Source organism: Chloroflexota bacterium, from assembly GCA_020850535.1.
In the GTDB taxonomy this organism is placed as follows: Bacteria; Chloroflexota; UBA6077; order UBA6077; family JACCZL01; genus JADZEM01.
Genome location: JADZEM010000125.1, coordinates 16,994 through 35,525, shown reverse-complemented (window position 1 = coordinate 35,525; position 18,532 = coordinate 16,994). Strand labels below are relative to the sequence as shown.

Genomic DNA, 18,532 nt, shown 5'->3' with positions numbered 1-18,532 from the left:
CGCTTCCAGGGCGATTGCACGTTGCGCGGGTCGTGCAGCGTCGTCGGGGCTTAGCGGAGGGGGTCGGGGGGTGAGGGCCGTCTTGCAGTTGGGGCAGCGGCTATCCGCCCGTCAGTCGCAGCTTCATCAGCGACTGATAGCGCGGCCCGGTCGGCTGGAGGAAGCTGCGCAAGAGACTGACGGCGTTCACCCGAAGCGGCGGCGCGTCCGAGAGGTCCATCGGGGCAATCGGCAGCGGGCCTGACCGCCGCTTCGGCCTCGCCAGCGTGATGTGCGGCGTCAGCAGCTTGGCGTCAAAGCGGACGCGCCGCCGGCGCAGGGCCTCGTCCAGGCGCTGACGGAGCCGCTGCAGGTCGCCTGATGGATCCTGGAGGGCGGCCACCAGCGCGCCGTGCTCGTGGCCGCCGAGATGCTGGATGCCAGCCATGTGAAGCTCAAAGGGGGCGGACTGGGCCACGGTCTCGCGGAGCGCCTGCCCGGCCGCTTCCTGGTCAGACTCACTCTGGTCGCCCAGGAAGACCACGGTCACGTGATACAGCTCCGGCCTGACGAACCGCGCACGGTCGCCGACCGGCTCGCGCAGCATGTCGGCGGCGCTGGTCAGGCCGGCCATCCAGACCGCGTCCAGGTCGATCCCGACGAAGAGGCGCGCAGTTCGCTCAGGCATAGCCCGAGAAGCGTAGCACGCGCTCGAGGGTAGATCGGAGTCTGTCCGTCACCGTTCGAGCAGGCGCTCGGCTGCCGTGATGGCGTTCTGCCAGCCCGAGCCGCCATCTTCTGCGCTCCAGCAAGCCGACAGCACCGCGTGCACGACGCCCCAGAGGCGCAGCCGCTCGCGGTCGTAGGCGAGCGCCTCGGCGAAGAGGTCCAGGCGGCGATGGAGCCGCGGGCCGTCCTTTGGCGGGCTGGCCTGCGGGTCGGGATTCAGCAGGAACGGTCCAACCTCGTAGCCCGGATCCCCGAGCATGCCTTTCGGGTCGATGGCCAGCCACGGCTCGCGCTCACCGGTCAGGATGTTCTCGTGGTGCAGGTCGGCGTGGAGGAGCACCTCGCACGGCGCGGACGCGAGCAGCTCGCCAGCGATGCGCTCAGCCGCCTCGAACAGGCCTGGGGCAAATGGCCCGGCGCCGCCGTACTCGGCCCGGTGCCGCGCGAACGCCCGCGTGAACCAGGACGCCAGTGGGCGCAGCCCCCTCGTGTCGGCGATCTCGCCGGCTGGTATCCAGAGCCGCTGCATCAACCCGGCCGCGATGCGCGTCGCTGCGTCGTCGTCGGTCACCACGTCTCGCAGCCGCCGGCCCGGCCGTACCCGCTCCAGCAGTGCTGCTCCGACGTCTTCGTCCGCTTCCAGCAGGCGGCAGGCCCCCCGCCCCGCGTACAGGCGCAGCGCGCGGATCTCCTGGACGTTCTCCGCGCCCCACGGCCCGACCTTGAGCACCGCCTCACCCTCGTCGAACGCCACCCCCTCTCCGCGTCGGAGATGATGTCGGCGACGCTGATTGTTGCGCCGCGCAGCCGGCCGGGGGGCTGGGTCAGCAAAAGACCGAGGTGCGCGTGACGCTCGTTCGTCATCCCGACCCCATTCGGCACGCTCAGGGCAAGCGACACGAGGTCCAAGCTCCCCGCCGTCATCCCGACCGCGGCGAGGTACGAGCGAAGTGGAGGGATCTTCCTGGTCGTGCAAAGGAAGATCCCTCGACTCCACTCGCAGGCTTGTTCCGCTCGGGATGGCAGGTGATTCGGGGTCAACGCGGCGACTGGCGGCGGACCGCCGCCCTCGCGGATCAACGGTCGCCCGGCAGACGTAGTTGAACGACAGGTCGAACGGCTCCCCGAGCGTGAGGCCCCAGCGCTCGGCCAGCGACGCCAGCACCGTCGGCAGCGCGTCGAGCCACGCCGCGCCGCGCTCGCCCAGGCCGTTGACGACGTTCGACACGAACGGTTCGGAACGTCGAGCCTGGTCCACTGCCTGCCGCCTACTGCCGACTGCCAGCTATGACCGCAGCCTCGGGTCGAACGCGTCGCGCAGGCCGTCCGCGATCAGGAACACGCACAGCACCGTCAACAGGATCATCAGACCCGGCGGGTAGACCAGCCACGGCGCGCTGCGGAAGGTGTCCTGCGAGCCGCTCAGCATGTTGCCCCAGCTTGAGAGCGGGACCGGCACCCCGAAGCCCAGGAAGCTCAGCGCCGACTCGCCGAGGATCGCGGAGGCCACGTCGAAGCCGGCCACCACTGTCACCACCGAGATCACGTTCGGCAGGATGTGCCGCGCCAGGATCCGGGCGTCGCTGGCGCCCATCACGCGGGCCGCGTCGACATAATCTCGATTTCGCAGCGAGAGGACCGTCCCGCGCACCTGCCGCGTGGTGGCTGGCCAGTAGAACAGCCCGAAGATGATCGCCAGCCCGATCACGCCCGGCGTGAAGATCACCGACAGGATGATCAGGATGAAGAGCGACGGGATGTTGATGACCAACTGCACGAGCGCGTTGACGACGTCGTCCATCTTGCCACCGTAGTAGCCAGCCACCAGCCCCAGCGGCGTGCCGATGGCCAGCGAGACCAGCGCCACCAGGAAGCCGACCGTCAGCGAGACCCGACCGGCGTAGATCAGGCGGGTCAGGTTGTCGCGGCCAAGCTCGTCGGTGCCGAGCGGGTAACCCGGTCCGGGCGGCCTGAGCGTCGCGATGCGGCCCTCAGGCGTCCGCATGAACTGATCGGGCGTGGTCCCCAGCACGTATGTGGCGATCAGCGGCGCGCAGATGGTGATCGCCACGATGACTGTAAAGAGCGCCAGGCAGACCATGCTCAAGCGGTCCTCGCGGAACTTCCGCAACGAGCTGCTCAGGAAGCCGCAGGACGGCCTGCTGGTGAGCGGGGCGTCGGCGCGGGACGCCGTGACGCTGCCCGGCGCCGTGCGGGCCGCCGCCACGCGACCGGACTTCGGCGGCGCGCTCATGTGTAGCGCACGCGCGGATCGACCAGCCCGTAGCCGATGTCCGCCAGCAGCGTGCCGATGATCGTCAGGACCGTGCCGATCAGCAGCATACCGAGCAGCAAGGGGTAGTCACGGGTGGACGCTGCCTCGATGAACAACCGCCCCATGCCCGGCCAGTTGAAGATCGTCTCGGTGATGACCGATCCAGAAATCAAGGCCGGCAGCAGCGATCCAAGCAATGTCACCACGGGGATCAGCGCGTTTCGCATGATGTGCCAGCGCTGAACATCAGGTTCGGGGAGTCCCTTGGCGCGCGCCGTCCGCACGTAGTCTTGCCCGAGGACTTCGAGAACTTCCGAGCGCACGAAGCGCGTAAACGTGATCAGGCCGCCGAGCCCCAGGAGGATTGCCGGCATCGTCACATGTTTCAGCCAGCTACCGAGCGTTCCATCTCCCTGGCCGTTCGGAAACCAGTTGATCGCGCCACTCATGAAGACGATCAGGCTGAGCGCCAGCCACCATGTGGGCACCGAGGTGCCCACCACGGTCATCACTCGCACGACGGTGTCGGGAAGCCGGCCGCGCTTGCTGGCCGCGTACACGCCGAGCGGCACTCCCAGCAGACCGAAGGCGTAGCTGAGGGCACTGAGCTGAAACGTGGGCCAGGCCCGCTCCGCGATGATCGTAATCACGGGCACCTGATAGGCATACGAGCGGCCGAAGTCAAGCTCGACGACGCTCCGCAGCCACTTCAGATACTGGATTGGGAGCGGATCGTTGAGGCCGAACCGCTCCCGCATCCGTTGAATCGTCTCTGGCGAGAGGCGAGGATTCTGCATGAGCGCCGCGTCAGGACCGCCCGGCGTCAGGCGAATCAGGAAGAACGACAGCGTCATGACGGCGAACACCAGGATGACCGACTGGACCAGCCGCCGCGCCACGAACCTGCCCACCGCCGCCCTCCGCTACTGCGCGTACGCCCAGCGCGTCAGCCCGTCGTTGACGTCCAGGCTGTCGAACTTCGTCGGCTGGACGCCCAGCACCTTCTTGGTCATCGGGCTGAACGACGTGGCCGAGTAGAGATACATCGACGGCAGCTCGTCCACGACCAGCTTCTGGAGATCGAAGTACATCTGCTTGCGCTTCGCATCGTCAAGCTCGACCGACGCCGCCTTGACCAGCTGATCGACCTTCTCACTCGCGAAGCTGGTCACGTTCTGCTGGCCCGTGCTCAGGATCTGGCCCTTGGACGAGAGGTCGGGGTCGATGCTCCCGCCGCCCCACGACCCGAGCGACACGTCGAAGTTCTTCTTCTTGGCCTCTTCGAAGTAGGCGTTAGCGTCCAACCCCTTCACCTCGACCTCGATGCCGAGCTGCTTCCACTGCTGCTGAAGGTAGGCCGCGATCTTCCCGCGCGGCGTGCTGCTGACGGGATAGAGCACGCCGAGTCGGACCGGTTGTCCGTTCGGGCCGGCCAGCGCGCTGCCGTTCAGCTTGAAGCCAGCCTCCTGGAGCAGCGACTTCGACTTGCTCAGGTCGAACTCGTACTTCTCGACGTTCGGGTTGTACCACTTGGTGTTCGCCGGGTTGAGGAAGCTGTACTGCGGCTGACCCAGGCCGTTCTCGGCCACCTGGATCAGGTCTTCGCGGCTGATGGTACGCGCCAGGGCCTCGCGGACCTTCTTGTCCTTGAGCAATTCGTGCTTGAGGTTGAACTCGAGCACGCGGTACAGGCCGTTGGCCGGGCTCCACTCGTACATGTTGAGCTGGGGGTTCTGCTTGGCCTCGGTGTACTGGGACGGCGGAATGGCCGGCGCCCATTGGGCCTGATTGCTCTTGAGCAGCTCGTAGGCGACCGTCGGCTGCTGGCCCGGCTTGATCACGATCTTCTCGAAGTTGGCCTGCCCCTTGAACCAGCTCGGGTTGCGCTCGAAGGTTGCGCCCTCGGCCGTGTTCAGCTCCTTGAGCAGGTACGCCCCCGAGACGACCGTCGGCTTGAGGATCTCGGGGTTGGCGACGCCGTCCGTCCAGGACTTGCCCTGCCAGACGTGCTTCGGCACTGGCGAGACGCCCGTCGCCACGCCGATAGCCACGTCCTTCGCCAACAGCTCCTTGAGCGTCACGACCAGCGTGCCCGGCCCGGGCGACGTGAACGACTCGATGCGCTCCAGGTCTTCCAGGCCGACGAAATCGTTCTCTTCCTTGACGGCCTCCTGATAGGCGAACAGGTAATCGTCAACGATGATCGGCTTGCCGTCGCTCCACTTGAGATCGTCGCGCAGCTTGAAGGTGAACGTCTTGCCGTCTGGCGAGACGCTCCACTCCTTCACCGAGTAGGGTACGTACTCCAGCGAGTTGGCGTCCTGGTCGAGCAGGCCGCCGCCGTAGATCAGCTTGGCGACCTCCACCCAGCCGCTGCTGTAGTCGGCGCTGTTCGGGTACGGGTGGACGGTGCGCGGCAGCGGCCCGATGCTGGCGATCACGAACGTGCCGCCGGCAACCGTTCCGGCTGGCCGGGCGGCGCCGCCGCTGGCGGCCGGCCCGGTCCCTGGTGACGCAGCCGCCCCAGGCGAGGCACCCGCCGCGACCGGCGACGCGGCGGCAGGCGCGGCAGCGGCCGGCTTCTGCTCGGCGGGCTTGGCGGGGGCCGCTGGCTCGGCAGGCTTGGCGGGCGCAGCGGGTTGAGATGACGAGCAGGCGGCCAGCCCGAGCGACGCGCCGGCCAGCACCATCAGGAGACGACGTCGGCCAATCGTGGAGCGCATTCCGTCCTCCACCAGAGTTTCAAGACCAGGACCATTGCAGCGGGCGTGCCCAGGAAGACACGCCCCTGCTCTCGGTGGGGAAAGCGTAGCACAGGCCCGACCGCGCTCCGCTCAATTCGATGGAATCGAGCCGCTGACGTACCTTCCCTGGAGGCGCGGGTGTGCTAGGATCGTCCTGCCCGCCGCTCAGGGGAGGGCGTCGCCCATGGGCAGCTCGGTGTCTTCGTCGGTGAACGGCTCGGGGCGAACAGGCTGGCCTTGGTACACGGCAAGCAGGAAATCGTCTCGGGAGATATCGGCAGTCTGCACCAGCTCGTCGTCGATCTCGCTTCGCAGCTCCAGGATGTCGGACTCGGAGAGGTCTCGCTCGACGATCAGGACGCCGTAGGTCGGGCCGCTGGTGTAGTGCAGATCGACCCGCCCGACGACCTCCTCATCCTCGCCGTCGACGATCAGGTACGCTTCGGAGTTCGCTGTGCGACAGACTCGTTCGAAACGGGGTGATTCCACGAGCTCCTGCTCCCATCCCAGGCCCGCGACCCGGGCACGCCGGTTCGCGAGCGCATAGCTTGGCGCAACCAACCCTCGCCGCGCTGCTTACGCCCGATGATACCAGCGTCCGCACCAGGAGGCTGGCGGCTGGGCTTGGCGTCCTGTCCGGCCTGCTGGCGTTGTCGGTGGTGGCGGACTGGCTGGCGTTGCTGCTCCTGGCAGTGGGCTGCGTCATATTCACCGCCTATGCGCTGTTCGCCCAGGAACGGCTGCTGCTGCTGCGCTTCGTCGTCGTCAACGGCGCGGCGATGCTGCTGCTTGGCTGGGCCGTCTCCGAATCGTCCCTGCTGACGATCCAGCGGACGCCGGAGCAACTTGAGGTGACGCTGAACGGCGTGCGCCTCGCCGCCACGACGGCCGGCATCGACAGTCCGCTCAACCGGCTGACGGTCGAGGTCGGCGCAGTCGAGGAACGGCCGGTCGCCGCACCGTGGATCGCCGACAGCGTCCCCCTGCTGGCCGGCTTCAACGAGTGGCTCGTCGGCGGCATGCGCGGCGGCCTGTCGTCGCTGCGGGTGGTGGACGCCAACGATTCGGACCTGGTGCCGTCCGTTGAGGGCCTGTGGCACTCCGACCGTGCGGCGGGGCCGCCCCGCCTGAGCGGCAGCGCTGATGCCTGGACCGTTGGCCGCGCCGCCGATGCGACGGTCACGGTCAACAGCCCGGAGATCTTCACCAACCGGTACGCCGTTCTGGCGGATATCGCGCGGCCATCGGCGCAGGTCAAGGTGACCTTGCACGGCGAGGATCCGGGCACGGTGGTCGAGGTCGTGGCCGCGCCGGATCGCCGGTACTTCGCCGTCCAGGTCCGCCCGCCAGACCGACCGGCCGACATCCTGGTCGGCGGCCCGTTCGTGTTCCGCCGCTCGGTTGTTGGCTGGACGCAGACGCTCCTCCGCGAGATCGGACGCGTCTGGCTGGTGGCGCTGACGTTGGTCGCGGCCTCACGGCTGCTGGCCCTGCCGACCCGCGTGACGGCGGCCCGCTTCCCGAAACCGGTTGGCGTGGTGGTCACGCTGGTGGCGGCCGTACTGATCGGGACCGTCACCACCTTCCTCACGTCGGTGGTGGCGCTCGGCCTGCTCGACGGCGTTCCGCACACCGTCGAGTCTATCGCCTACCTCTTCCAGGCCCAGGTGATCGCCGGCGGCGGCCTCTGGGCGCAAGCGCCGATCCTCCCCGAATTCTTCGAGCAGGCGTACGTGGCGGCGACGGCGGACGGCCGCTGGTTCGGCGTGCTGCCGCCGGGCCAGTCGATGCTGCTGGCGTACGGCATGCAGTACGGCGCACCCTGGCTGGTATCGCCGCTGATGTCCGGGTTGGCGCTCGGGCTGATCGTGGTGCTGGGCCGGGCCACCTACGGGACGGTCGCCGGCCTGCTGGCAGGCGTGCTGCTGCTCTTCTCGCCGTTCCTGCTGATGCTCTCGGGCGACATGCTGGCCCACCCCGCCGCGCTGCTGCTGACGGTCGTGCTGACGCTCGGCGTCGCGACGGCCCTCTACGGCGCGGAGCGTGGGCTGCTGGGCTCGCTCGGGTGGATGCTGGCGGGGCTGGCGATGGGCGGCCTCGTGCTGACCCGGCCACTGGCGGCGGGTGGCATCGGCGTCCCGATGATGCTGGTGCTGGTGCTGTCAGGTCGCGGCCAGCCGCTGCGCCCGGTCGTCGTGCGGGCGGCCATCTTCGCCTTCGCAGCTGCGCCCGGCGTGTTCTACGCGGCCTTCGTGAACGGCCAGCTCAGCGGGAGCGCCATGCTGCCGCCGCTCTCGCTCTGGTCGGAGGTGGACCGGATCGGGTTCGGTCCGAACGTGGGCACCCGGGGCGGCCACGATCTCGCCAATGCGCTCGGGAATGCCTGGGCCAACACCGCCGTGCTCTTGCGCCACCTGTACGGCTGGCCCAGCTACCTGACGCTGGCGCTGGCGGCCGTGCCGTTCGTGCTCGGCCCCGCCAACCGCTGGGACCGCCTCTTTCTGATGACGGCGCTCGGTTTGGGCGCGGCGCATCTGCTGTACTGGTCTGACGGCATCATCTACGGGCCGCGCTTCGCGTTCGAGGCGGTCGGCGCGCTGGCGCTGCTGACGGCACGCGGCGTCCTGCTGCTGGCCCGCGCCGATGGGCGCACGAGCGACGCCGCGAGCGAACCTGAGGCCGCCGGGTCGTCGCCGGTCGCGTCGCCGGCCTCGGATGAGTCGCCCGCCGCGCGGAGCGTTGCCGGTCCGGTCGGCGTTCGGGCGCAGGGTCTGAGCGGCGTCGTCTTCGCGGCCGTCCTGCTGACGCTGCTCTTCGCCATCAACGTCGTCGGCTACCTGCCCGAGATCATCCTGGCCTACCGTGACTATAACGGCGTCAGCCGGCAAAATCTGCAACTCGTCGAACAGGCCGGGCTCGAACAGGCAGTGGTTTTCGTTACTTCAGACTGGCCAAACTGGCAAGCCTACGGCTCGGTGTTTCTCGCCAACACGCCCGCGCTTGATCGTACAGTTGTCTATGCGCGTGACCTCGGCGAGATCGAGAGCTGGCGACTCCTGACGCGCTACCCCGAACATCGATGGTGGCTCCTCCGTGACGGTCAACTCACCGAGATCCGACGCTGACGCCGAGCCGGTCGGCGAGCCAGAGGCGCTCGCAGCTCCCGCTCGGGAGCACGACGACGCGCCCATCCCTGACGCTACGCCGGCGGCCACTCTGCGCGCGTCGCTGCTGGCCCGTGTGCGCCGCGGCGCGGTCACCCTGCTGGCGTTGCTGCTGATCCTGCTCTTTGCCGGCGGCCTGCGCCTCTACAACGTCAACTGGGACGACGGGCACCACCTGCACCCCGACGAGCGGTTCATGGCGATCGTCGCCAGCGCGATCCGGTTCCCTGCCAACCCGCTGGACTATTTCGACACGCGCCGCTCGACGCTCAACCCGTACAACAACAAGCAGGAGGCGTTCGCCTACGGCATGGCGCCGCTGTTCGTGGCGCGCTTCGTGGCCGACCGTCTCGACATGGCGAGCTACGACAACGTGTCGTTTGTCGGGCGGTGGCTCTCGGCGTTGTCGGACGTGGGGACCGTCCTGCTGGTCTTTCTGATCGGCCGGATGCTCTACAGCAGCGCCGTCGGGCTGGTGGCCGCCGCGCTCCTGGCGACGACCGTGACGCACATCCAACTGTCGCACTTCTTCGCCGTGGACACGTTCCTGGCGTTCGCCACGACGCTGGCGATCTACGCCGCCTACCGGGTCTGGCTGCGGGGCGGCTACCTCAACGTCATCCTGCTCGGCTTCGCCTGTGGGCTGGCGCTGTCCACCAAGCTCAGCGCGGCGCTGCTGGCTCCGGTCGTCCTGCTGGCCGTTGCGATCCCGTCGCCCGGCGAGCGGACCCGCCGCACGATCTCCGAGATGGCCGTCCTGCTGATGATCTGTGGCCTCGTCTCGTTCCTGACGTACCGCGTTGGGGAGCCGTACAGCTTCGCCGGGCCGAGCTTCTTTGGGATCTTCCCGAACCTGTTCCGATTCGAGGATCTGAACCGCTGGGTCAAGATCAGCTCGGGCGAGATCGAAGTCCCGTTCATGATCCAGTGGGCGAACACGCCGAACCCGCGTTTCGCCCTGACGAACATGGTGCTGTGGGGCTTCGGACCGGCCGCCGGGCTGACCGCCCTGGCCGGGATGGTCGTCGCGGGCCTCCAGATGGTCCGCTGGAAGCAGCACAGCATCCATCTGCTGCTGGTGGTCTGGGCGGCGATCAACCTCGGCTACTTCGGCTTCCAGTTCGCCAAGTTCATGCGCTACTTCCTGCCGGCCTACCCCGTCCTGGCGGTGCTGTCGGCGTATCTGCTGGTGCAGGCGCTGCCGAGGTTCGTTGCGAGGGTGCGTGCGCCAGCCGGCCTCCAGGCACTGGTGCGAGTCGGGCTGCCGGCGGTCGTGCTGCTGCTGACCGGCCTCTACGCGCTGGCGTTCGTCAACATCTACAACCGGCCGAACACCCGCATCGCGGCCTCCGAGTGGATCTACGCGAACATCCCGCGGGGCTCGGCCCTCGGCGTCGAGCATTGGGACGATTCGCTGCCGTTGCGCCTGCGCGGCTTCGAGCCGAAATTCACCGACGTCTCGATGAACCTGTACGACGACGACAACCCGGACAAGATCCGCAAGGTGGTGGCGAACCTCGAACAGGTCGACTACCTGATCCTTGCCAGCAACCGGCTGTACGGCTCGATCCCGCGTCTGCCGAAGCGGTACCCGGCGACCATCGAATACTACCGCGCGCTGTTCGACGGTCGCCTTGGGTTCGACCTCGTGGCGAAGTTCGACTCGCACCCGAACCTGTTCGGGGTCACGCTCGATTCGAGCGGCGCGCAGGAGGACTTCACCGTCTACGACCACCCGACGGTGCTGATCTTCAAGAAGTCGCAGCGGTTCCAGGTCGCCCAGGTGCGCGACATCTTCGCCGGCGTGTCGCTGGAGAACGTCGAGCGGACCAAGCCCGTTGAGGCGACGGCCCGCAAGGGACTGCTGCTCTCCGCCCGCGAGTGGGAGCACGTCCAGGACAGCGGGACGTGGTCGGAGATGTTCACGCTGGACGGCTCGACCACCTCCCTGGCGCTGCCGATCTGGCTGCTGGTCGTGACCATCCTCGGGCTGGTCGCCTACCCGCTGTGCTGGCTGCTGCTGCCCGGCCTCGCCGACCGGGGGTACGGCGTGGTCCGCACGTTTGGGCTGGTGCTGGTCGCCTACATCGGGTGGCTGGCGGCGAGCGTCGGACTGGGAACCTGGGGGCGGGGCCTGCTGATCGTAGCCCTGCTTCTGATGGCGTTCGGATCGCTGATCGTGCTCCGGACGCGCTGGCACGCCTTCGCCGCCGACCTGCGAACCGTCTGGCCGCGCCTGCTGACCGTCGAGCTGGCGTTCCTGGTGAGCTTCGTCGTGATCCTGCTGGTGCGGATGTCGAACCCGGACCTCTGGCACCCGAACTACGGCGGCGAGAAGCCGATGGACTTCGCCTACCTCAACGCCGTGGTGAAGACGCCCTCGTTCCCGCCCTACGATCCGTGGTTCGCTGGCGGGTTCATCAACTACTACTACTACGGCTTCGTGCTGGTGGCAGCGCTGATCCACCTGACCGGCGTGCCGCCGCACATCGCCTACAACCTCGCCGTCTCCACCATCTTCGCATTGACGGCGGGCGGCGCGTTCAGCGTGGCGCTCTCGATTGTCAGCGGTCCGGGCGGCCGGCGCGGCCTGACGCGCGGCGCGGTCGTCGCCGGCGCGCTGTCCGCCGTGACGGTGGTGCTGCTGGGCAACCTGGACGGCGCTCTCCAACTGCTCGAAGTGCTCTGGAAGGCCGGCGGCGACGGCATCCAGAGCGGCCTGCCGCTGGTCACCGGCCTGTCGCGGGCGCTGTTCGGGCTGGCAGCCATGGTGACGGGGGGCAATCGGCTCTCATTTGACTTCTGGCGCAGCACCCGGTTCATCGGGCCAGAGGAGCCGGGGCCGATCCACGAGTTCCCGTACTTCACGTTCCTGTACGGCGACCTCCACGCACACATGATCTCGATGCCGCTTCAGGTGCTGGTGGTGGCCGTGGCGCTCCAGGCCGTCCGGCTGCTGCGCCCCGAGATCCAGGCGTTCCCGGGGCTGCCGCGGGCCGACACGCGGCGCGCCGCGCTGCTCGGGATGGTCCGCCCGCTGGCGCTGGTGGCCCTGGCCGGCCTGCTGATCGGCACGCTGCGGACCACCAATACCTGGGAGCTGCCGACCTACCTGGCGATGGTCGGGCTGATGGCGTTCATCGCCGCGCGGCCTGGGAAGTGGACCTCCTGGCTCGGCGCGGCCGCGGGGGCCGGCGGGGCGTTGGCCGCCGCCTACGTCCTCTCCTCGATCCTCTTCGCGCCGTTCCTGGCCCGCTACGAGCTGTTCTATTCGGGCGTCGTCAAGACGCCGACGCCAACGCGGCCCGGGCAGTTCCTGCTGATCAACGGCGCGCTGCTCTTCGTCGTGCTGAGCTGGGTCGTCTACACGCTGGCTCGCTCGGCGCTGGTGGCGCGTGCCGTCGAGGGCCGGTTCCTGTTCCGCGCGCCGGCCCCAGGCAGTCAGTATCTCGCAACGTTCGCGCCGGCCATCACGCTGCGCGGCGAGGGGCAGGTGTCGTCGGCGGCGATGGCCGTGCTGCTGGCGATGCTGGCGCTCTGGAGCGTCGGCTACGGAACCGTCGGCCTGCTGGTGCTGTCCGGCGCGCTCGCCGGTGCGCTGGCGCTCTACCGCCGGACCTCGCGGGAGATCGCGTTTGTCTGCGGCATCCTGCTGGCCGCGCTTGGCGCGTTCGCGTTCCCGGAGATCCTGAGCGTCAAAGGCGACGTCGGTCGGATGAACACGGTCTTCAAGTTCTTCCTGCAAGCCTGGATCCTGCTCTCGATCCTGGCCGGGCCGGCGGCGGTACTGGTCTTCCGTGCCCTGTTCCAGTTGCGCCTGGCTCCAGTCAGCGCACTCGGGCTGGCCGCCGAGCGTGAGCCGCACGCCGCCGCGCCCGAGCTGATCACGCCCGAGTCCGTGCGAAGCGGTGCCCGCTACGCCTGGCTGACGGTGGCTGTGCTGCTGGCCGCGTCCTGCGCGGTGTACCCGGTCCTGGCCACCCGCACCAAGGTGCCGAACCGCTTCGAACAGCTTCCGATGTCGCTGGACGGCATGGAGTACATGTCCGCGGCCGCCTACCGCGACCGCGACAAGGATCTTGACCTGCCCTCCGACTACGACGCGATCCGCTGGATGATGGCCCACATCGAAGGCTCGCCGGTGATCGTCGAGGGTATCGCGCCGCTGTACCACTGGGGCGCGCGCTACTCGATCTACACTGGCCTGCCCGCCGTGCTCGGCTGGGACTGGCACCAGAAGCAGCAGCGTGCGGGCTACGTCGAGCGGGTCGATCAGCGACAGCGCGACGTGGGTCGCTTCTATGAGACGACCGACACCCAGGCGATGTGGAGCATCATCGACCGCTATGACATCAGCTTCATCGTCGTGGGTGGGCTGGAACGGGCATACTACCCGGCCGCTGGCCTCGCCAAGTTCGAGCGTCTGGTTGACAACGGATTTGAGGTCGTATATCGCCAGGGCAGCGTGACGATTTACCGGGTCGCTCGGCCCTGAATCGCACTCGATCGTTGCTCGACCTGTTGGACGGAAGATGACGGACCCTCGCGTCCTCGTTGGCATTCTTATCAGCATCCTCGCCACCGTGATGCTGTTCTACGTCGTCAACCCGTGGGAAGTCCTCGACGCCCTCAGCCGGGCGAACCCGCTGGCGGTCTTCGTCTGCGCGTTGACGGTGTTCGCTGCCATGTGGACGAAGTCCGTCCGCTGGCGTCACTTCTTCCCGAATCCCCAGGCGATGCGGATCAGCGGCCTCCACGAAGCCCTGTACATCGGCTACATGGTCAACACCGTGCTGCCGCTGCGGGCTGGCGAGGTCGTGCGGGCGTTCGTGGCGGCGCAGATCGAGAAGGCGAACACCAGCACAACCCTGGCGACCGTCCTCATCGAAAAGGTCATCGACCTCGGGACGATGGGCCTGCTGCTGTTCCTGCTCGGGCTGATCTTCCCCGACCTGCCGGAGTCGGCCCGCTATGCCGCCTACCTGAGCGGCATCGGACTGCTCATCGCGATTGGCGCGATCGTCTTCGCGCTGGCTGCCCGGCCGCTGGCGACGCGCCTGGCGCTCTGGTTCGAGGCGCGCATCCCGATCCTGGCGAAGATCGGCGTCTCGGGGCTGCTGAACGCGTTCCTCGACGGTCTGGCGTTCGCGCAGAAGCCGGTCACCCTGCTCTGGGTGATCTTCTGGACCATCGTCCAGTGGTCGATCTCGGCCTCGACGGTGACGCTGTCGCTGGTGGCCGTCGGCATCACGGGGTCATCCGCCTACGAGCTGCTCCAGATGACGCTGCTGGTGCTGGTCGCCACCAACCTGAGCATGGCGATTCCCAGCGCCCCTGGCTACGTCGGCGTCTTCCACGGGGTGTTCGTGGCGACGCTCGCCCTGTTCACGATCCAGGGGCTGACGGCTGGCGCGCGCGACGAGTTGGCGACCGCCGCCGCCGTGGTCGAGCATGCCGTGGTCTTCGGGATCTTCATCATCGGCGGCGCGTACTACCTGCTGCGTGGCGAGGTCGGTCGGACCAGCGGACGCCGCCTCGGCGATCTGGTGTCGCGGGCCAAGTCGGCTGCCCCCGAGGCCCACTGAGCTGCCCGCTGTGGTCGTCCGATGATCGCAGCGCTTTTCTGGTTCGTGGTGTTCGTGGCGCTCGGCGTGGCGGCGCTGCCGCTGGCCGTGCGGGTCTTCGCCGGCCTGCCCGACCGAGGGTACGGCCTGAGCCGCACCCTCGGCATCGTCGTGGTCGGCTGGCTGGCCTACCTGACCGCGCTGCTCGGCTTCACCTCGTATGTCGGGCCGACAGTCGGGGCTATCGGCGTGGCGGTGGGCGGCGTCCTGTGGGGTGCGTGGTGGCGTGAGACGATGGCCCTGCTGCGAGCGCGGTGGCGCCTGATCGCCGCTGAAGAGGCCGCCCTCCTGGTGATCTTCGGCCTTGCCACGTTCGTGCGCGCCTACAACGCCGACATGGTCGGGCAAGAGAAGTTCATGGACTACGCGTTCCTGAACGCGCTGCTCCGCACGACCACGCTTCCCGCCGAGGACATGTGGCTCTCCGGCTACGCGATGCCCTACTACTACCTGGGGTATCTGCTGGTGGGCCTGCCCGGCAAGATCGCCGGCTCGCCCGGGCCACTCGCCTACAGCATGGCGATGATCCTGGTGTTCGCCGGCGGCTTCAGCTCGGCGCTGTGCATCGTCTATGGGCTGGTCGCCTCGGCGCGCGGCGAGACGGCGGACGGCGCCGTGTTCTCGCCAGCCGCCTACCTGTTTGGCCTGCTCGGCGGTACGCTGACGGTGGTCGTCGGGAACCTGGTCGGGGCGCTCGAATTGCTGGCGGCGCGCGGCTGGGGCAGCCCCGGTTTCTGGTCGGCGGTGGCCGTGAAGGGGCTCGTGCCGAATGTCAGCCCGACGTGGCTGCCGGTGGACGGGGGCTGGTGGTGGCGGTCGTCCCGCGTCATCGCCAACATCCAGCCTGACGGGATCACCGAGTTCCCGTACTTCTCGTTCATCCTCGGCGACCTGCACCCGCACTATTCGGCCATGCCGTTCGGCCTGTTGATCCTCGGGCTGGCCGTCAGCCGCTGGCTCGACTCGGACGATCTGCCCGATCTGCCGTACCTCGGCACGAGCGGCCTCGCACTGGCGACGCTGATCCCCGCCAGCACCTGGGACGTGCCGTCGTTCTGGGGGATGTTCGGGCTGGCGCTGGTGGCCGACGCGTGGCGGCGCAGCCCGACCCGCCAGCGGTTTCTCGGGCGGCTGCCGGCCCTCGCGCTGCCGGTCGTGCTGGCGGCACTGCTCGCGGCGCCATACTTCGTGGGCTACCAGTCGCAGTCGCTTGGCCTGGGGATCGTCGCCGAGCGGACGCCGCTGATCTCGATGCTGATCCTCTTCGGCCCGACGCTGCTGGTCACGCTGCTGTTCGGGTTCTGGCTGGCGAGCCGGCCGTTGCCGGACGGTGGTGACCGCCTGGTCAGGCTGGGGCGGATCACGGTGGCCCTCGGGATCGTGCTGGTCGGCCTGAGCCTGCTGGAGCAGCCGACGATGGCGCTGCTGCTCGGAGTGCTGCTGGTGCTGTTCGGTGCGGCATGGCCGTACCTCGTGGGTGGACTGCCGGCGTCATCGGGAAGCGGGGGAGGGCCGCCCTCGGCGATGTTCTGCGGCCTCTTGATGCTCTGGGCGCTCTGCATCCTGGTGGGCGTCGAGATCATCTTCCTGCGCGACGTCTTCGGATCGCGCATGAACACCGTCTTCAAGTTTCACTACCACGTCTGGCTGATGCTCGCGGTGGCGGCGGCGGCCGGGCTTGGGCTGGTCTGGCGCACGGCTGGCACGAGCAGGGGATGGCGGGTGGTTGTGGTGTGCGTCGTGGTGGCGGTCGTCACGCCGGGGCTGGCGTATCCGCTCGGGGCCACCTGGACCAAGTCGAACGGATTCCGCGGCGACGCCACTCTGATGGGCGACCGCTTCCTGGAGCGCGGCTCGAACGCCGACTACCGTGCAATCGAGTGGCTGCGCGAAAACGCTCAGGGCCGCCCGGTAGTGGTGGAGGCGGTCGGCGGCTCCTACACCGAGCACGCCCGGGTCTCGACGTTCAGCGGCCTGCCGACGATCATCGGCTGGGCCGGGCACGAGTCGCAGTGGCGCGGCGACAATCCGGAGTACGGTCCGCGTCAGCAGGCGGTGGACATCATCTACCGGACCGAGAACCGCGATGAGCTGCTGCGGCTGGCCCACCAGTACCGCGTACGATACGTGTTCTTCGGCGACCTCGAACGCGCAAAATATGGTGGCGAAGCGCAGGCCAGACTGGATCGCCTGCTGACGGCTGCGTACAGTCGCGGCGGCACGACGGTCTACGTGGTGGAGAGCCAGTGAGTCAGGAGACGACCCTGTCGGCGGCGGAGAGCGATGTCGTGTCGCCGCCATCGTTCGGAAGCCAGCTTGAGGATGCCGTCTTCGGGCGGCTGGCGGCCTGGGGCTGCTCGCTCGAAGAGGCGGTGGCCTGGGCAGCCGTGATCGGCCTGACCCTGGTGTCGCGCCTGCTGCTGCTGGGCTGGGCGCCGCTCAACCTCGACGAGGCACGCCGAGCGGTCGACGCCTACACGCTGCTGCACGAGGGGCGAGTCGCCTACGAGGGCGGCGCGATCCTGACCAACCTGACCTCGCTGGTGTTCGGGCTGTTCAGCGAGGGCGAGACCCAGGCTCGGCTCGTGCCGGCGCTCGCGGGCGTCGGACTGGTGCTGACGCCGCTGCTGTTGCGCTCGGTGCTCGGGCGCTGGTGGAGCCTGCTGTCGTCGGTCGCGCTGCTGCTCTCATCGCTGCTGCTCAACTCCAGCCGAACGCTGTCGCCGGCCGCTCCGACGCTGCTCTGTCTGACGGTGACCGCGATCTCCTGGTGGCGCTTCGGCATCGCCTACGAGCGCGGCTGGCTGGCGGCCGGCGTGGTGAGCGCGTTCGTCGGACTCGGGCTGGACACCTCGTTCGTGGTGGGACTGCTTGGCCTCGTGCTGGCCTACGCGATTGCTGAGGGCGACCTGTTCGGGCGGTCGGCGTGGTGGGGGCCGGTCGGCAAACACGCGCGGCTGGTGCTGGCCATCGGTATCGGCACGGGCGTCTTGCTCTCGACGCGCTACCTTATGAACCCACAGGGTATCCAGGCCGGCCTCTTCGATCCGCTGACCCGCTGGACGACGGAGATCGCGCGGGGGGCTGGCCTGACCGCGCCGCTGCTGGTCGGGATGCTGGACGGCAGCCTGCTGATTCTGGCCCTGCTCGGCCTGACCGCGTACCGCGCCCACCCGCGCACCATCCGATTCCTGGGAACCTGGCTGCTGGTCTCGCTGACGCTGGCGTCGCTGATGCGGATGCCGGAGATCCGCTACCTCGTGCAGCCCATCGTGCCGGCCGCGTTCCTGGCAGGATTTGGCCTGTGGCGGCTCTGGCGCTGGCAGATCGAGGCTGGCAACTTGCGCTCCACGCTGCTCGGCTTCGTCGGGCTGGTGCCGGTGGTGACCGCTGGTTTCCAGGTCAATGCCGGCATTCAGGCGAACGCCTCGCCCTGGAGCTCTGCCAGCGTCGTGCTGGTGGCCGGCCTGCTGCTGGCCGGCCTGTTGGCGTTCAATCTGGTGCGCGGCGCACAGGCCGGGGCAGCCTTCGCGACCTGGCTTTTCGTGCTGCTCGGGATCTGCAACACCGCCGGCATGATGCGGATGCTCGACGCACGGTCCGACGACCGGGGCCACCTGATCGAGCAGTCGATTGTGACGAGCGATATCCGCGTGGTCCGCGAGCTGGCGCTGAAGTGGTACCGAGCCGATCCGGGCGGGCAGATCCCCGTCGATCCATCCATTCGACCGCTGGTCGAGTGGTCGCTGCGGGATATCCCGACCATCCGCTACGCCGTCGGCCCGGACGAGTCCGGGCCGCGCCTGCTGGCTGAGCCACCGGCCAGCGTGCCGCCGGACACCAAGACGACCCGCTGGATCGTTGGCTACAGCGGCGACTGGCAGTCGCTGACCCTTCAGCCGGGTCGCGTCTGGAAGTGGATCGTCAACCGGGGATCGCTCGTGACGCTTCGGCCCTATGGTATAGTCGTGATCCAGCCCGCAGGCAGCTAGGCATGCGAACATTTCTGGCGTCGCA

General features: G+C 68.5%; 11 protein-coding genes. 5 read left to right on the top strand and 6 right to left on the bottom strand.

Annotated elements, in window-relative coordinates:
- Positions 1–100: 100 nt before the first annotated feature.
- The 6 genes from thpR to IT306_18515 all read right to left on the bottom strand — a co-directional run bounded on the left by thpR (position 101) and on the right by IT306_18515 (position 6,216).
- On the bottom strand, positions 101–667 hold the full coding sequence (gene thpR / locus IT306_18540; protein MCC7370429.1) for an RNA 2',3'-cyclic phosphodiesterase: 567 nt from the start codon (positions 665–667) through the stop codon (positions 101–103).
- A gap of 48 nt (positions 668–715) precedes the next feature.
- A complete protein-coding gene (locus IT306_18535) occupies positions 716–1,462 on the bottom strand; it encodes an aminoglycoside resistance protein (GenBank protein ID MCC7370428.1) in 747 nt (248 codons plus the stop codon).
- Between the two features lie 531 nt (positions 1,463–1,993).
- A complete protein-coding gene (locus tag IT306_18530) occupies positions 1,994–2,962 on the bottom strand; it encodes an ABC transporter permease (GenBank protein MCC7370427.1) in 969 nt (322 codons plus the stop codon).
- Entirely contained in the window at positions 2,959–3,894 is a 936-nt protein-coding gene (locus IT306_18525; GenBank protein MCC7370426.1) for an ABC transporter permease, read from the bottom strand. Before IT306_18525 ends, IT306_18530 begins: the two co-directional genes overlap by 4 nt.
- A 12-nt stretch (positions 3,895–3,906) precedes the next feature.
- Positions 3,907–5,706, bottom strand: coding sequence for an ABC transporter substrate-binding protein (locus IT306_18520; GenBank protein MCC7370425.1), 1,800 nt, complete (start codon positions 5,704–5,706; stop codon positions 3,907–3,909).
- A gap of 186 nt (positions 5,707–5,892) precedes the next feature.
- Complete coding sequence (locus IT306_18515) at positions 5,893–6,216, bottom strand: hypothetical protein (protein ID MCC7370424.1); 324 nt, start codon at positions 6,214–6,216, stop codon at positions 5,893–5,895.
- A gap of 59 nt (positions 6,217–6,275) precedes the next feature.
- On the opposite strand from IT306_18515, the gene IT306_18510 reads away from it, so the two are divergent.
- The 5 genes from IT306_18510 to IT306_18490 are packed head-to-tail and all read left to right on the top strand — an operon-like array spanning position 6,276 to position 18,507.
- Entirely contained in the window at positions 6,276–8,852 is a 2,577-nt protein-coding gene (locus tag IT306_18510; GenBank protein ID MCC7370423.1) for a hypothetical protein, read from the top strand.
- Positions 8,821–13,386: a glycosyltransferase family 39 protein gene (locus IT306_18505; protein MCC7370422.1), complete on the top strand. Its 4,566-nt coding sequence runs from the start codon at positions 8,821–8,823 to the stop codon at positions 13,384–13,386. The genes IT306_18510 and IT306_18505 overlap by 32 nt, the downstream gene beginning before the upstream one ends.
- A 37-nt stretch (positions 13,387–13,423) precedes the next feature.
- A complete protein-coding gene (locus tag IT306_18500; GenBank protein MCC7370421.1) occupies positions 13,424–14,476 on the top strand; it encodes a flippase-like domain-containing protein in 1,053 nt (350 codons plus the stop codon).
- Positions 14,477–14,497: 21 nt separating this feature from the next.
- Positions 14,498–16,765 carry a hypothetical protein gene (locus tag IT306_18495; protein MCC7370420.1) on the top strand — a complete coding sequence of 756 codons (2,268 nt, stop codon included), beginning with the start codon at positions 14,498–14,500 and terminating at the stop codon, positions 16,763–16,765.
- Complete coding sequence (locus IT306_18490; protein MCC7370419.1) at positions 16,762–18,507, top strand: glycosyltransferase family 39 protein; 1,746 nt, start codon at positions 16,762–16,764, stop codon at positions 18,505–18,507. Before IT306_18495 ends, IT306_18490 begins: the two co-directional genes overlap by 4 nt.
- The last annotated feature ends 25 nt before the right edge of the window (positions 18,508–18,532 follow it).

What these genes read in the sequence shown, in the direction of transcription:
- IT306_18495 (MCC7370420.1), top strand. Translation starts at nt 14,498, where the DNA reads ATGATCGCAGCGCTTTTCTGGTTCGTGGTGTTCGTGGCGCTCGGCGTG.
- IT306_18530 (MCC7370427.1), bottom strand. Translation starts at nt 2,962, where the DNA reads ATGAGCGCGCCGCCGAAGTCCGGTCGCGTGGCGGCGGCCCGCACGGCG.
- IT306_18520 (MCC7370425.1), bottom strand. Translation starts at nt 5,706, where the DNA reads ATGCGCTCCACGATTGGCCGACGTCGTCTCCTGATGGTGCTGGCCGGC.
- IT306_18500 (MCC7370421.1), top strand. Translation starts at nt 13,424, where the DNA reads ATGACGGACCCTCGCGTCCTCGTTGGCATTCTTATCAGCATCCTCGCC.
- thpR (MCC7370429.1), bottom strand. Translation starts at nt 667, where the DNA reads ATGCCTGAGCGAACTGCGCGCCTCTTCGTCGGGATCGACCTGGACGCG.